The organism is Acinetobacter sp. YH01018, from assembly GCF_013420295.1.
Taxonomy (GTDB): domain Bacteria; phylum Pseudomonadota; class Gammaproteobacteria; order Pseudomonadales; family Moraxellaceae; genus Acinetobacter.
Window position 1 is genome coordinate 91,736 of record NZ_VOYL01000004.1, and the last position, 14,632, is coordinate 106,367.

Here is a 14,632-nt window from a genome sequence, read left to right on the forward strand (position 1 = left end):
AGAAGACTTGCATGACGCAAAATACCCATAATTTAGAGTTTAACCAATATCATTTAGGTATTTGGTATAGCACCTATAGACTCATTATTGCGACCAGTCTTCTGCTGATTTTCTTACTCACGTATCAGCGCTTAAGTCTAGATTACCACTACCAACAGCTTTATCTTTACGTGCTAATCGGCTACGTATCGGCAAGTTTTATCCAGTTAATAATACTCAAAAGCATACGCTTTAAAACTGCCCAGCAACTCCCACTGTTATTTGTTGTCGATGTCATTGCTTTAAGCTTGCTCACCTTGGCCGTCGATGGTCCGAACCTGCAATTGAGTTTGCTGTTTGTGATTACTATCTTCGCGGCCTCGTTATTACTTGATGCCCAAAAGGCTTTGATCATTACCCTGATTGCCGTGATCAGTGTGATTTATCAGCTTTTTTTAGGCAGTATTTTTGATTTTTCTTCACTGAATAATATTGGCAACAGTGCGATATTGGCTTTTCTGTTTTTAGTGGTGTATGGCAGTGGGCAAATTGCAGTAAAACGCTTTCAACTGCTTGAAAATTTAAATTTTTCGCAGTCTTTGGAATTAAACCGGCTGCAAAACCTGAATCGCTATATTCTGGAACAGATCGAACTGGGGTATCTGGTTTTAGATGAAAATTGTCATATTGTGCTGAGCAACCCGGCTGCCTGCCTGCTTTTAGGCATTCCTCCACTCTATGCTTATGACAAATATCCCTTATACAAGGCTCAGCCGGATTTATTTGAATTGCTTAAATTTGATCAACTGCGAGATGGGGAAAAATTTCAGTTTGAGTCACAACTCAGTCATTATCATATGCATATTGAAGTGCAAAAGCTCATGGTGCCACAACAAACCCTGACATTATTGGTATTGCAGGATGCCACCAAGCTCAATCAACGTGTACAACAATTAAAACTCGCGGCACTTGGGCAACTGTCCGCCAGTATTGCCCATGAAATTCGCAATCCTCTAGCCGCCATTGTTCAGGCCAATGAACTTTTGAGTGATAGTGACCCGCAGCAACAGGCGGTATTGAGCCGAATGATTGCCAAGCAGACACAGCGTATTGACCGGATTGTACAAGACACGCTGAATATGGTGCGCAATAAAGAAACCCACCCCTCAACCATTCAGTTGAAACAGTTTATTCCCCTACTGATTCTGGAAGATTTGGCTGATATTGCACCCCAAATTAAATATACTGTTCAAAGTAAAATTTTTGTTCATTTTGACGAGGCACAACTTCGTCAAGTGCTGATTAACCTGATTCGCAATGCCATTCGACATAATGCACCCGAGCATTCACATATCGAGTTGAATGTTTACTTACATGACAACAATGTGCGTATTGATGTTCGTGATTTTGGTGCCGGCGTTGCATCCAAGGATTTGGCTTATTTATTTCAACCTTTTTTTAGTACCGAAATCACAGGAACAGGTTTAGGATTGTACTTATCACATAGTTTTTGTGAAGCCAATCAGGCAAAACTGAACTATGTAAAACAAGAAAAGGGAGCATGCTTTCGGATAGAATGCCTGCAAGTTGCTTTATAAATGAAAATTGCTGGGGTGTATTGTGGAACAACAACCACTTGTCTTATTGGTGGATGATGAGGAAGATTTGTGTACCCTCATGCAAATGTCGTTATCTCGTATTGGAATTAAAACCCATATTGCCTATCGTCTGGAACAGGCCAAAAAATTCTTGTCCGAATACCGCTATGATGCCTGTCTAACCGATTTAAATTTACCGGACGGCAATGGACTGCAACTGGTGGAATGGATTAACCAGCACTTTCCATCCGTACCCGTGGCGGTACTGACGGCATATGGCAATATGGAAATTGCCATCGCAGCACTCAAAGCCGGTGCCTTCGATTTTGTCAGCAAACCCGTAAATCAGAAGCATCTGGAACAGCTCCTGCAAAAAGCCTTTAACAAACCACAAGATCATTTGCAGATCAAGGAAGATAGCCTGGAGCAAAAACTGTTAATTGGACAGTCACTGCCAATTCAACAGTTACGGGTGACCTTAAATAAAATTGCCCGCTCTCAGGCACCTGTTTTTATTACCGGTGAATCCGGAACAGGAAAAGAAGTCATTGCCAATCTGGTGCATCGCCTCAGTAACCGTAATGAAGGTCCTTTTATTGCCATTAACTGCGGCGCCATTCCGACTGAATTGATGGAAAGCGAACTGTTCGGGCATAAAAAAGGCAGCTTTACCGGCGCTACACAAGACAAACAGGGTCTAATTCAGTCTGCCCACGGCGGCAGTCTGTTTCTGGATGAAATTGCCGAACTGCCTTTAAACATGCAGGTTAAACTGCTGCGTGCCGTACAGGAAAAACGGATTCGTCCAGTCGGCTCAGATGGTGAAATTGATGTCGATTTCCGGGTGATTAGTGCCAGCCACCAGGATCTGGAAGCCCTGGTTCAGCAAGGCCGCTTTAGACAGGACTTGTTTTTCCGTATCCATGTCATGGATCTGGTCTTGCCTCCACTGCGTGACCGCGGTGACGATATTATTTTATTGGCGCATCACTTTATTCAGAAAATTAGTCAGGAATGGGATATTCCGCAAAAACAGCTGACTGATCGTGCGAAAAGCTTTTTACTGAGTCAGTATTATCCCGGCAATGTCCGCGAACTGCGCAATATTATTGAACGCGCCATTACCTTAAGCGATGATGAAAGAATCGATTTGCAACACCTGCAAAGCGCACCTTTACGCTACCCTACTGTAGCAGTGCCAGAGGTAACGGAAGACCCGCACAGCTTGCGCAGTGACATCGTGATGTCTTCCAAGAAATTACCCGATGAAGGTTTGGAGCTTTATCTGGAAAATATTGAAAAAGATATTTTACTCAATGCATTAAATTTAACCCATTGGAACAGAACACTGGCTGCCAAGAAACTGGGCATGTCTTTCCGTTCCTTGCGTTATCGACTGAAAAAATTTGGTTTAGATACCGACGAGGACTAGACCATTTTTTAAGGATCAGGCCGTTTTATTTATGAGTTAAAATGATCTCTGCAACATGTTCTAGATAGTTTTCTTCTTTCATTTCATGTTGCAGATAGTGTTGATTGGGCTGAATACCTACCCCTTCAATCATCTGCCCTTTAGGAGTGTAGTAATGCGATACCGTCATCTGTAAAGCTGCACCGTTGGAAAGTGGGAACAGTTTTTGTACCACCCCTTTTCCGTAACTCTTATCCCCGATCACCCAGGCACGGCCATGATCTTTCATCGCGGCAGTAAAGACTTCAGCGGCAGAGGCAGAACGGTTATTGATTAAAATACCCAACTTTAAATTCTGAAACTCAAAACTGGGCAGGGCCTGAAACTGCTGGTCGCCTTCGGAACGGCTTTTGGTTGAAACAATGATTCCCTGGTTCAAAAACAGATCAGCCGATTCAACCGCAGCGGACAACAATCCGCCAGGGTTATTTCTTAAATCCAATAACACCGTTTTCAAGCGTGAAGTAGAATGCTCTTCAATCAGGCGTTTGATTTCATTGGCTGTATCTTGCTGAAAAACCCTGACCTTGATCACCAGCACCTGATTATGCAATAAGGTTGCCTGAATATCGGTTTCTATTTTTTTATTGCGGACTAAAATCAACGGCTTGCTATTTTGTGCAAGCTGTAAACTTAAGGTCGAACCAATCGAACCATTCAGTAGGCTATTCACCTGATCATGATTGAATTTTTTCAGCTCCTGGTCATCAATCTTGAATACACTGACACCATTGCGCAAACCTTGCTTGGTTGAATCCGCATTTTCCTTTAAGCCTTGAATGACCCATTGATGCAATTGCGGATCATAGGTCAGTTCAAAGTCGACAGAGGCGATATCCCCTTCAGTGTATTGTAATAACTGCTTATATTCTTCTGGACTTAAATAACGGGAATAACGGTCTAGCCCGCTCACCAAACCTTTAATCGCTTGTTGAAATAAGGCTTCGTCATTTTTTTCATTGACATAATTTTCTTTGACAATGCTATAAATCTGCACGAACTGCTGAATCGATTCCACCGGAACTTCAGCATAGTTCTGTTCAGCTTCATCATCAAAATCTAAAACAGGCTGTACCTTGCCTTTTACCGCAGCAAAAGCGGAATGGCTCACACACATGAATAACGTTGTTAAAATGACAACCTTTTTCCAGCGCTGTAAAGCCATCCATCCACCTGTTTATACGAAATTTTTTATGATTTTAAAGTAATCAAATTACGACCTTTCATTTCTTCAGGTACAGGAATTTGCATGAGGTTCAACAATGTCGGTGCGACATCTGCAAGTACACCACCTTCAGCAATGGTGGCAGAAGTTGGGCCAACATATATAAACGGAACCAGTTCAGTGGTATGTTGCGTATGTACCTGACCGCTCTGGTAGTCCTGCATTTGCTCTACATTACCATGATCGGCAGTAATCAGCATATGACCTTTTTGTGCCATCACCGCTTCATAGACACGACCGAGGCATGTATCTACTGCTTCCACTGCTTTCACTGCGGCATCAAATACACCAGTATGCCCCACCATATCACCATTGGCATAGTTCACAACCAACAAGTCATATTCGCCTGAATTAATCGCAGCAACCAGTTCATCAGTCACTTCGAAAGCACTCATTTCCGGTTTCAAATCGTATGTTGCAACATTTGGAGATGGAATCAGAATGCGCTTTTCACCCGGGTATTCATCTTCACGACCACCACTGAAGAAGAAAGTCACATGGGCATATTTTTCTGTTTCGGCAATACGCAGCTGTGTTTTACCCAGACTTGATAAATACTCGCCAATCGAGTTTTTCAGCGCTTCAGGCATGTAGGCCACAGGTGCATCAATGGTCGCCTGGTAACGGGTCAGCATCACAAATTTAGACAGGTTTGGAACCACTTTACGTTCAAAACCGGAAAAATCTTTTTCGACAAAGGCCTTGGTGATTTCACGCGCACGGTCGGCACGGAAGTTCATGAATACCACACTGTCGCCATCCTGAATTTTCGCCACATCACCGATACGGGTGGCTTTGACAAATTCATCGCTTTCTTCAGCTGCATAAGCCTGTTCCAGACCTTCAACGGCTGTTGCAGCAGTACGTACAGCTTCACCTTCAGTCAGCAGACGGTAGGCCTGTTCTACACGATCCCAACGGTTGTCACGGTCCATGGCAAAGTAACGGCCGATCAGGGTAGCGATACGGCCTTGACCCGGATATTGGGCAAACAATGCATCGAGTTTTTCTAGAGATGGCTGTGCACTTTTAGGCGGTGTATCACGACCATCTAGGAAAGCATGCAGATAAACTTTTGCACCACGTTTTAATGCCAGTTCAGCCATGGCTACAATATGATCTTCATGCGAATGCACGCCACCTTGCGACAGCAAGCCCAAAATATGGACTGCACCATTTGCGGCTTTGGCTTTTTCAACCGCATCGACCAGCACTTCATGCTCGAAAAAAGCACCGCTACGGATGTCTTTGGTAATACGAGTGAAATCCTGATACAGCACTCGACCTGCACCAAGGTTCATATGACCCACTTCAGAGTTGCCCATTTGACCGTCAGGCAGGCCGACATCTTCACCTGAACCTGAAATCAAACCATGGGGATGCTGTTGTTGCATAGCCGTTAAGTTAGGTCGTTTTGCTGCCAGGAAAGCATTGTCTTCGACCACTTCGCGATGACCCACACCATCCATGATTACCAATACGTGAGGGATTTTGCCAGCAGTTGCATCCGTCATAATGAACACTCTTTTGTTTACAATTTCATCGTCATATCTTACCGAATTTTCGGTCAAGACTCTATGTGCAGATCATGACTAAAGCTGATCATGCACATTCTTTTTATCACTGTCGGAGCAGTTTAACGTGCACGGCGCAGTAAATAACCACCGACCAGTAGCATCAGCACAATCGGCACAAACACGAACCAGGCCGGTGATGGTGAATAGACCAGACTGGCATAGCCCAAAAAGTCCTGCAGATAGAAGAATCCCAAGCCAGTAAACAAGGCAATGACCAGACGGAAACCCATCGACTGTTGACGTAAGGGACCAAAAATAAAGGAACAGGCAATCAACACCAAGGCAATTAGGGCAAATGGCGAACCGACTTTTTGCCAGAATGCCAGCTGGTAGGTTTTCGGCACCTGGCTATATTCACGCATATAGCTCATAAAACTTACCAGTTGACTTGGAGATAAATCCTCAGGGTCAATGGTGACCATATGCACATATTTCGGTTGCAGGGCTAAAGCCAGCGGTAGCTGTGCGCTCTGTAGCAGAGTAGAATTGCCTTGTGGCAGAATATCCATCTGGGTTGCCTGCTGCAGCTTCCAGTCACCATCTTTAATGAACTGGCCCTGTTCTGCATTCAGTACACCTTTCAGATAATAATTGTCATCAAAGTCGACCACCTGAACACGCTGAAGCTGGCCTTGTGCATTGGCATAATCAATATAAATAAAACGCTGGCCTTCACGGGTCCAGTAGCCCCTCACCTCACCCAATGCACTGGCGCTACGGTGATCTTTGACACTTTTGGCCTGTTCATTGGTATACGGAATCACCCATTCACTTAAGACAAAGGATAACACCACCAGAATCAGCGCTGAACGAATCACCCAGCCCACAATACGCCACAGGCTGATGCCCACCGAGCGCATCACCACCAGCTCACTATTGGAAGCCAGAGTACCTAAACCCAGCACCGCCCCAATCAGGGCAGAGATCGGCAAAATCTCATAGAGATAACGCGGTGCACCCCATAATACATAGAGAAATGCCTGCCAAGCCCCATAGTTTTCGTTCAGCGAACCCAATTCACCCAAATAGGTGAACAGCACCTGTAAAACAGAGAGCACTGCGGTTGCACCCAGCATGGCAAGTGCCGTGGTTTTGGTCACATGTTTGGCGACTATTCGACGTGCTAACATTTTAAGACCTCACCTGCTGAATTCGTTTCTTGATTTTGGGTCCCAGTTTCTGTTTCCGGGAAAACAGTGCTGCGGCAACAGCATAGGCCAGCAACACCAAAGGATAGGCCCAGATGCCCATTTCATCTTTACTGATGCGCGTTTTGACCGCCATCAGAGCCACAATCAGACTGGCAAAAATCAGTAAGGCCGGGAACAGTTTTAAATAACGTCCCTGACGTGGGCTTACTTCACACAGTGCAATCGCCAGCATTAAGGCAACCACAATGGAAAAGGGTACGAAGAGACGCCAGCCCAATTCACTCACAACGACAGGATCATTGCGGTTGTTCCAAAGTTTGGCAATTGGTAAGGCTTCCACTTCAGCACTTTCAAATTTTGCTTCTTGATCACTTTCTAAACGTAAACGATAAGATTGAAACTCTGCTTGTGTATATTTCGGTGTTCCCGGGAAAATTTCATAACGGCGCCCTTCTACCAAATCCACAATACTGGCCGTTTCATTAGCCACTTCTACACGGGTGGCTTCCTTCGCCAAAATCATGACATCAGGTTTGCCCGGTTTTTCAGCACGCTGATAGAAAAACACATCTTTTAAATTGTGACGATCTTCCGACAAATCCCCTGCATAAATGGTATAGGGACCAGAGGAAATAAACTCTTTGGGGCGGACCAAATCGAAACCGGTTCTCACCGCCTGATTGGTGATCAGTTCTTCAAAGTGACGTAGTCCCCAAGGGGACATCCACACCATCAATACTGTTTGAACCGCAAGAAAAACCACAGTCAGTGGAATCAGCAAACGTCCCAACTGATTACGGCTGATGCCACTACCATTCATGACTGCCATCTCATGATCGACGTAGAGACGGCCAAACACCAGCATCAGACCAATGAAAAAGCCGAGCGGAAGAATTAATGTTAAAAATTCTGGCAGTCGATAACCAATAATGCTAAACAAAATACTGGTATCTAAACGACCTTGTGCCGCCACACCAAAAAACTTGATCAGCCGACCACCCATCATGATTAAGGTCAATAAAGCAATGACCACCAGGGAGGTAGACAGCACTTGCTTGACCAGATAACGCCGAATAATCAAATTAATTCTTCCCAAAAAAGAAACAAATAAAACTAGCGCTAGTTTACCCGAATGGTGAAAATATAAAACCTATACTGTTGTTGCGCATTGAAACCCTATTCATAGAAATGTTTCAATGGTTTAATGATTTGCAATCTTTCCAAGGCATGAATACAGCACATGAAACTGACCATTAATACGTCATTCCAAGAGAATGCATCTAGCCCATGTTTATTGATATTAGTAGATTCCGAACAGCTGCAAAAGGCCTCGACCACTTATCAAATCAATGATTTAAATAGTTTAGTCGAAGCTGCACAATTCAAGGCGAGTCTATGCGAATCTTTAACCCTGATCGGCAAAGTGGCTGCCTGTACCAATACCACGCTGATTGGCCTAGATAAAGCAGCTGAAATTCAGCCGACCAAATTAGCAAAAATCGCACAAAATATTATCAAAGAGTCACAAAAAAAATTCAAACAGATCAGTATTGATATTTCTGCCCTAGCCCCTGAACAGCATTATTTATTTGCACTGGCGCTGACTCAGGCCAGTTATGCATTTGATGAGTACAAATCGAAGAAAAATGAATTTATCCTTGAAGAAATTCATCTGATTGCCGAAAACAGCACATTAAACCCGCAACAATTATCTTTGATTCATGCAGTGCAATCCGGTCAAAATTTGGCCCGTGATTTAGGCAATCGCCCAGGTAATATCTGTTTCCCTGAATATTTAGCCGAACAGGCCCAAGCCTTGGCAGCACAATATCCGGACTTGCTGAAAGTCACTGTGATTAATGAACAGCAAATGGCAGACTTGGGCATGAATGCCTTCCTGGCGGTGAGCAAAGGTTCAAACCGTCCAGGTCGTGTGATTACCCTCGAATATAAAGCCCATACCGAACAGGCACCTGTGGTACTGGTCGGTAAAGGCGTAACCTTTGATACCGGCGGCATTTCACTCAAACCGGGTCTGGGCATGGATGAGATGAAATTTGACATGTGCGGCGCAGCATCCGTTCTCGGCACCATCCGTGCCCTGTGTGAATCTAAACTGCCAATTCATGTGGTCGGTGCCATTGCCGCTGCTGAAAACATGCCTTCAGGTCATGCCACCCGTCCAGGTGATATCGTGACCACCATGAGTGGACAAACGGTGGAAATTTTAAATACCGATGCAGAAGGCCGTTTGGTGCTATGCGACACCCTGACATACATCAAGCGTTTCAATCCGGCGCTGGTGATTGATATTGCAACCTTGACCGGTGCCTGCGTGGTGGCCTTGGGTTCAGTGTTGTCAGGTTTATTTACCCCGGATGACGAATTGGCTGCTGAAATTACCGCTGCAGGCCAGGCTTCATTTGACCGGGTATGGCGCATGCCGGTGATTGAAGACTATCAGGAACAGTTGGATTCACCATTTGCCGATATTGCCAATATTGGTGGACCGAAAGCCGGTTCTGTGACGGCTGCTTGTTTCTTGCAACGCTTTACCCGTGAATACCGCTGGGCGCATCTGGATGTTGCCGGTACAGCTTGGAACTCAGGTACAGCCAAAAGTGCAACCGGTCGTCCTGTACCATTACTGGTTCAGTTCCTGGCCAATCGTGCGCAGTCAAATGGCTAAAGTCAGCTTTTACCTGTTTGAAAAAAGCAATGAACGGCAAGTGCAAAGCACTTGCCGTTTGTGCCGCAAGATTCTGAAACAGCCGGCACAGATCTGGTTATATTGCGAAAATACCGACTTGCAGCAGCAGCTTGATGAACAGTTGTGGAGTTTTGATCCTGGCAGTTTTATTCCGCATGGCATTGATCAGGAACAGGCTAGCATTTGCATTTCATCCCGCCTGCCGCAAGAGTCTGACTGGATTGTGTTTAATTTTAACAATCAAGCCCTTGAACAGATTGATAAATTTAGTCACATTATAGAAATCATCGAAAATAATGAATCGGCAAAACAACTGGGTCGTGAAAAATTTAAACAATATCGACGCTTAGGTATTGAGCCTCGAACGTTCAAGCTTTAACCGATCAATGGAAATAAGGAGAGATGTGGTGGCATTAAATGTCGGTCAAGATTTTAAACAGCGCTGGTTAAACGTACCTGAGGCTGTTCGTCAGGCATTTATTGATGACCTACACCGCGTCTGCAATGTCCTCAAACCTGAAACCAATATTCAGAAGTGGCTAGAAAAAGACAAAGAAGCCCAGCAGCAATCTTATGAAAAGATTGAACATGCCTATGCCGAACGTAAGGCCCAGCTGATTGAAGAAGCGCGCTTGCGCAAGCAACGTGCACTGGAACAGTCGCTGGAAAATAAGCGTGCCGAACAGGCGGCTTATGCACGGGCATTACAGCTAGACGAAGAAAGACAATTTGCCGAGCAGGTTCATACCTTGGCTTTTATACGTCAAAATATAGAGCATGAAACGCAAACCTATACTGCACGTTATCACAAGAACCCTGCGGGCCCGGCCTTGAATTTTGCCAAGGGCATGTTCTCTATTGCTGACCATGAAATATTATCGGAGCTGGAAAGCCTGCGTTTGCGTCTGGAATTGGAAGCTGAAACGCTGATTGAGCAAGCGGTGACTGTATTTCGCGCCAAGTTGCATCAAGCCAGTCAGGAAGAAATTGACTATATTTTAAAGAACTCTAATTTATCTTCGGAAAAACCTGGCACTTGAGTTTCAGCATGGCGACTTCAGGTATTTTTTAAATATTGTTGCCATGACAAAAAAAAGTCCATTTCGGTGGACTTTTTTTTGAGCCAATCATGTGAAATGCTGCTGGAATCTAAATCCCAAGCATCCTAAATTAAAACAGGTTCACTGCTAGACCCAGTATATTCCCGGCACCGTAGCCTATACTCAATAATACCGCAATCCAGATTAAACCACCGGCCACGTTATACAGCATAAAACTCAAGAGATTCATGTGCCCTGCCCCAGCAGCAAAGGGCGCAAATGAACGTACAAATGGAACAAAGCGAGCCATCAGAATGGTTTTACCGCCATGCTTGGTAAAATAATGGTTGGTTTTTACGATATAGGTCGGTTTTAAGTAGCGTGAATGTTCATGGAAAAACTTAAACCCCAAAATCTGCCCAGTATAATAATTGACAATATAACCCAGTACCGCAGCACTAAACAGCAACAGCCCCATGGTATTTAAATGGATCACATCTGTGGTTGAGCAGAGGGCACCAATCGCAATCAGCAGGCTGTCTCCCGGCAAGAAGAACATAAATACGGAACCGGTTTCTGCAAAGATAATCAGAAATAAAATGGCATAGATCCACAAACCATACTGATCCAGCAAAGTAGGTAACCATTGTTCAATATGCATTAGAAAATCAAGCATCTTCAGCTACTCACTTTAACCACATTATTTTCATAACTTATTAAAAATAAAAACAAAAAACAAAAAAAACAGCCTGACTTTTCAATCAGACTGTTTTCTATTCTAAGATGTTTTATTTCAAGAAGCCATTTTCTGCTAAAAATGCCATGCTTAATTTGGATTGCTCTTTGACTTCAGCAGCTTTATCCCCCAGCATTAAACGCTCGATATAACGCGCTAAAACATCGACTTCCAAATTCACTTTGGCGCCGGTTTTCCAGGTGCCAATATTGGTTCGTTCTGCCGTATGCGGAATCAGGTTCAGACTGATAATATTGCCACGCAGGTGGTTAATGGTCAGACTAATGCCATCTACCGTGACCGAGCCTTTTTCTGCCAGATATTTGGCAATTTCAGCCGGAGCCGTTACCTCATAATAAATGGAACGGGCATCTTCACGTACCAGCGTGATTTCACCCACTGCATCGACATGACCACTGACAATATGTCCACCAAAACGGGTGGTTGGCAACATGGCTTTTTCCACATTAACCGGCTGACCGACTTTCCAGGTACCTAAAGTAGTTCGATTCAGACTTTCACGTGAAACGTCAGCAGCATACCAGTTTTCGCCCCATTCAATCACAGTCAGGCAGATCCCGTTGGTGGCAATCGAATCGCCCAAATGCACATCAGACATGTCGAGGTCGGTGCCAATACGCAGACGCACATCACCACCCACATTTTGCAAGCTTTCTACTTTACCTAGACTTTCAATAATGCCTGTAAACATAACTTTTTCTCTAATTCTGTCGTTGTTTTACCACAATGCCAGTTGCGTACTTACACCGGTCGTATCCACACCGCCAAGCTCAGCAAAATGATACAGCTGACCCAAGAGTTGACGTAATGGCGGACCCGATTTGGCATGGGTATCGGTGATGACAATAAATTCTAGCACACGTGCGCGTTCTGACTGGCGCTGCTTGCTCACCCGGTAACGCGGTACATCTTGGGTCAGCAAGGTGACGCGACCACGCTTCAAGTTAGCCTGCAGCAAATCGCCCGCTTCAATATTACCATCGGTCGAATAGCTGGTCAGAATATAACGTGCATTAATGGTTGCCAATAATTTTTCATAGGCTTCTTTGGCATGCTTGGAAGAATTGTACTGGCTCGGACGTTCTTTACGCCATGCCCGGTCAATCCCGCTTTTAAAGCCTTTGGTGTCTGGACTCGGCAAATCTACCTGATCCCACAGCGTCAAGGCATTTAGCACATGATAGTTACTGCTATAGGCATGCTGGTTATACGGTGGGTCCAGATAAGCGATATCGACTTCAAAATGACTCATCTGGTTGGCCAGATGCTGGGCATCAACACACCACATTTCCGCGGCCGGTTTTTTCGGGTCGCCGATTTCACAGAAACGGCTTGGGGTCAGCCAAAGTAAGGATTCAATCCGTTCCAGAGCCGTTTGGGTTTTACCACCCCAGCCATGGTGGAAACTTTTAAATACCCCAGAAGTATTACTGACGAAACTGGCGGAATACAGCAAGGGAGCCAGTAATGCCGACATTTCCACATCATCAATCGCACCTTGTGCCTGCCAGGTGGCAATCTGCTGGCGGATGGCATCAATACGCATGCCATTACGGCGTTTAAAGAACAGACGGTCGCGGGTCGGATCATAAATTTCGTCATTGCGCGGACACAGGTTATGCGTCACCCAGCCTTTGACTTCCGGCAAACGGTTCAGATAATCAATCGCTTTTTGATAACCGCCCAGCTCTTTAAATGCTGGTGCTTCGACACAGGACAAAATCGCGCTATTTAACGCATGGCTGTAGGGTTCCCAGTCATTGGCAATGACCCGATAGCCATTTTGTCGCGCCAGACGCGAAACCACGCCGGAACCGGCAAAAAAGTCAGCAAAAATTGGCGCACGACCATTATGATTATTTAAGGTTCCCGTACTCTCAAGCGCTTCCAAAATCAGATGCAGTAACCGGCGTTTATTGCCTAAATACGGAACAAGCTGGTTGAAAAGGTATTCATCTGTAGTACGTGCTGAATGACGACGTTTATGATAAACCGAAGACTCTGAATTCATACTGTCTCTTGAGAAGGGATTAACCTTAAGCGCACATCATTCCCGACTTGAACCAGGTCGATGAGCTTAAATCGAAGTTGCTCTGCCATACGGTCGAATTCCGCATTAAACATCGCACGAGCGGTTTGACCTAAAAAGGTCGGTGCAACATAGCTGATCATTTCATCCACCAGCTGTGCCTGTAAAAAGGCCGTGGATAATGTTGCCCCTGCTTCCACCAGCACATCATAAACCTGATGTTGGGTAGATAAGGTCTGTAGCAAGTCTTTTAAAGGCTGTACTGGCAATTGTAGCACGCCCAAATCGGCCAGTTCCTGACGAAACGGTCCCATCACCATGAGCGTTTCGGGCTGCTGCAGTATTTTTGCAGTCAGCGGCAAACGTCCCTGGCGATCCAGTACCAGACGTTTGGGCTGCACAATAGTACTGATATCTGCAATGCCATTCAGCTGACGCACATTCAGCTGGCAGTCATCGGCAAGTACCGTTTCAATGCCAGTAATCACCACACCGGAAATGGCACGCCAGTGCTGTACATCCTGACGGGCCTCGCTTCCGGTAATCCATTTCGATTCACCCGATGCCATGGCGGTTCGACCATCCAGGCTGGAAGCGACTTTTAAACGCACATAAGGCATGCCAGTGGCCATGGTTTTTAAAAAACCCAGATTGAGTTTTTCTGCTTCTTGTTCGCAAATACCAACACTGACGTCAATACCGGCATCTTTTAAAATCTGCACGCCTTTACCCGCCACTAAGGGATTCGGGTCCGGACAGGCCACAATCACTTTTGCAATTCCAGCTTCGACCAGACCTTTGGCACACGGCGGTGTACGGCCATAATGCGCACACGGCTCCAAAGTGACATAAGCTGTTGCGCCTTTGGCTTGCTCACCGGCCTGACGCATGGCAAATACTTCTGCATGCGGTTGTCCGGCCTTCGGATGGAAGCCCTCACCGACCAGTTGACCATTTTTGACGATAACACAGCCGACATTAGGATTGGGTTTAGTGGAATATTGTCCAAGTCGTGCCAATTCGATTGCACGCTGCATCCAGAGCTGATCTGGCTGAATGGAATCTTGTTTTAACTCGGACATTGCATGACTCTTG

13 protein-coding genes are annotated in these 14,632 nt (G+C 45.3%); 5 read left to right on the forward strand and 8 right to left on the reverse strand.

The annotated features are described in order from the left end of the window. The first annotated feature begins 11 nt into the window (after positions 1-11). Positions 12-1,577: a PAS domain-containing sensor histidine kinase gene (locus FTT83_RS02785; protein WP_180176201.1), complete on the forward strand. Its 1,566-nt coding sequence runs from the start codon at positions 12-14 to the stop codon at positions 1,575-1,577. 19 nt (positions 1,578-1,596) lie between these two features. Further along, entirely contained in the window at positions 1,597-3,009 is a 1,413-nt protein-coding gene (locus FTT83_RS02790; RefSeq protein WP_171263153.1) for a sigma-54 dependent transcriptional regulator, read from the forward strand. Between the two features lie 25 nt (positions 3,010-3,034). On the opposite strand, the gene FTT83_RS02795 is transcribed toward FTT83_RS02790, so the two are convergent. The 4 genes from FTT83_RS02795 to lptF form a co-directional block, all read right to left on the reverse strand. Further along, positions 3,035-4,213, reverse strand: a complete 1,179-nt coding sequence (locus tag FTT83_RS02795; RefSeq protein WP_180176202.1) for a S41 family peptidase — start codon at positions 4,211-4,213, stop codon at positions 3,035-3,037. A gap of 26 nt (positions 4,214-4,239) precedes the next feature. After that, the gene (gene gpmI, locus FTT83_RS02800; RefSeq protein WP_180176203.1) at positions 4,240-5,787 is read right to left on the reverse strand and encodes a 2,3-bisphosphoglycerate-independent phosphoglycerate mutase; all 1,548 of its coding nucleotides are present in this window, start codon (positions 5,785-5,787) and stop codon (positions 4,240-4,242) included. A gap of 122 nt (positions 5,788-5,909) precedes the next feature. Then, the gene (gene lptG, locus FTT83_RS02805; protein ID WP_166169603.1) at positions 5,910-6,980 is read right to left on the reverse strand and encodes an LPS export ABC transporter permease LptG; all 1,071 of its coding nucleotides are present in this window, start codon (positions 6,978-6,980) and stop codon (positions 5,910-5,912) included. Position 6,981: 1 nt separating this feature from the next. Further along, positions 6,982-8,082: an LPS export ABC transporter permease LptF gene (lptF, locus tag FTT83_RS02810; RefSeq protein ID WP_180176204.1), complete on the reverse strand. Its 1,101-nt coding sequence runs from the start codon at positions 8,080-8,082 to the stop codon at positions 6,982-6,984. 159 nt (positions 8,083-8,241) lie between these two features. Here lptF and FTT83_RS02815 point away from each other — a divergent pair, with 159 nt between their 5' ends. Genes FTT83_RS02815 through FTT83_RS02825 form a run of 3 tightly spaced genes read left to right on the forward strand, consistent with a single transcriptional unit; the run spans position 8,242 to position 10,751 of the window. After that, a complete protein-coding gene (locus tag FTT83_RS02815; protein WP_180080839.1) occupies positions 8,242-9,690 on the forward strand; it encodes a leucyl aminopeptidase in 1,449 nt (482 codons plus the stop codon). Next, positions 9,683-10,090 (forward strand): DNA polymerase III subunit chi, encoded by a 408-nt coding sequence (locus FTT83_RS02820; RefSeq protein ID WP_086195170.1) that lies wholly within the window; start codon positions 9,683-9,685, stop codon positions 10,088-10,090. Before FTT83_RS02815 ends, FTT83_RS02820 begins: the two co-directional genes overlap by 8 nt. A gap of 25 nt (positions 10,091-10,115) precedes the next feature. Further along, positions 10,116-10,751 (forward strand): hypothetical protein, encoded by a 636-nt coding sequence (locus tag FTT83_RS02825; protein WP_349927960.1) that lies wholly within the window; start codon positions 10,116-10,118, stop codon positions 10,749-10,751. 130 nt (positions 10,752-10,881) lie between these two features. Here the strand turns inward: FTT83_RS02825 and FTT83_RS02830 are convergent, their stop codons facing one another. From FTT83_RS02830 to ribD, 4 genes are all read right to left on the reverse strand, one after another. Further along, positions 10,882-11,427, reverse strand: a complete 546-nt coding sequence (locus tag FTT83_RS02830; protein WP_180080835.1) for a VTT domain-containing protein — start codon at positions 11,425-11,427, stop codon at positions 10,882-10,884. A 112-nt stretch (positions 11,428-11,539) separates the two neighbouring features. Further along, the gene (locus FTT83_RS02835) at positions 11,540-12,199 is read right to left on the reverse strand and encodes a riboflavin synthase (RefSeq protein ID WP_180080833.1); all 660 of its coding nucleotides are present in this window, start codon (positions 12,197-12,199) and stop codon (positions 11,540-11,542) included. A gap of 27 nt (positions 12,200-12,226) precedes the next feature. Then, positions 12,227-13,519 (reverse strand): DNA adenine methylase, encoded by a 1,293-nt coding sequence (locus FTT83_RS02840; protein ID WP_166169613.1) that lies wholly within the window; start codon positions 13,517-13,519, stop codon positions 12,227-12,229. After that, a complete protein-coding gene (gene ribD / locus FTT83_RS02845; RefSeq protein WP_180042633.1) occupies positions 13,516-14,619 on the reverse strand; it encodes a bifunctional diaminohydroxyphosphoribosylaminopyrimidine deaminase/5-amino-6-(5-phosphoribosylamino)uracil reductase RibD in 1,104 nt (367 codons plus the stop codon). The genes FTT83_RS02840 and ribD overlap by 4 nt, the downstream gene beginning before the upstream one ends. Positions 14,620-14,632 lie beyond the last annotated feature (13 nt).

Bases quoted from the DNA above. Each gene is read 5' to 3' on its own strand.
- FTT83_RS02785 (WP_180176201.1), top strand. From the start codon at position 12: ATGACGCAAAATACCCATAATTTAGAGTTTAACCAATATCATTTAGGT.
- FTT83_RS02795 (WP_180176202.1), bottom strand. From the start codon at position 4,213: ATGGCTTTACAGCGCTGGAAAAAGGTTGTCATTTTAACAACGTTATTC.
- gpmI (WP_180176203.1), bottom strand. From the start codon at position 5,787: ATGACGGATGCAACTGCTGGCAAAATCCCTCACGTATTGGTAATCATG.
- lptG (WP_166169603.1), bottom strand. From the start codon at position 6,980: ATGTTAGCACGTCGAATAGTCGCCAAACATGTGACCAAAACCACGGCA.
- FTT83_RS02815 (WP_180080839.1), top strand. From the start codon at position 8,242: ATGAAACTGACCATTAATACGTCATTCCAAGAGAATGCATCTAGCCCA.
- FTT83_RS02820 (WP_086195170.1), top strand. From the start codon at position 9,683: ATGGCTAAAGTCAGCTTTTACCTGTTTGAAAAAAGCAATGAACGGCAA.
- FTT83_RS02830 (WP_180080835.1), bottom strand. From the start codon at position 11,427: ATGCTTGATTTTCTAATGCATATTGAACAATGGTTACCTACTTTGCTG.
- FTT83_RS02835 (WP_180080833.1), bottom strand. From the start codon at position 12,199: ATGTTTACAGGCATTATTGAAAGTCTAGGTAAAGTAGAAAGCTTGCAA.
- FTT83_RS02840 (WP_166169613.1), bottom strand. From the start codon at position 13,519: ATGAATTCAGAGTCTTCGGTTTATCATAAACGTCGTCATTCAGCACGT.
- ribD (WP_180042633.1), bottom strand. From the start codon at position 14,619: ATGTCCGAGTTAAAACAAGATTCCATTCAGCCAGATCAGCTCTGGATG.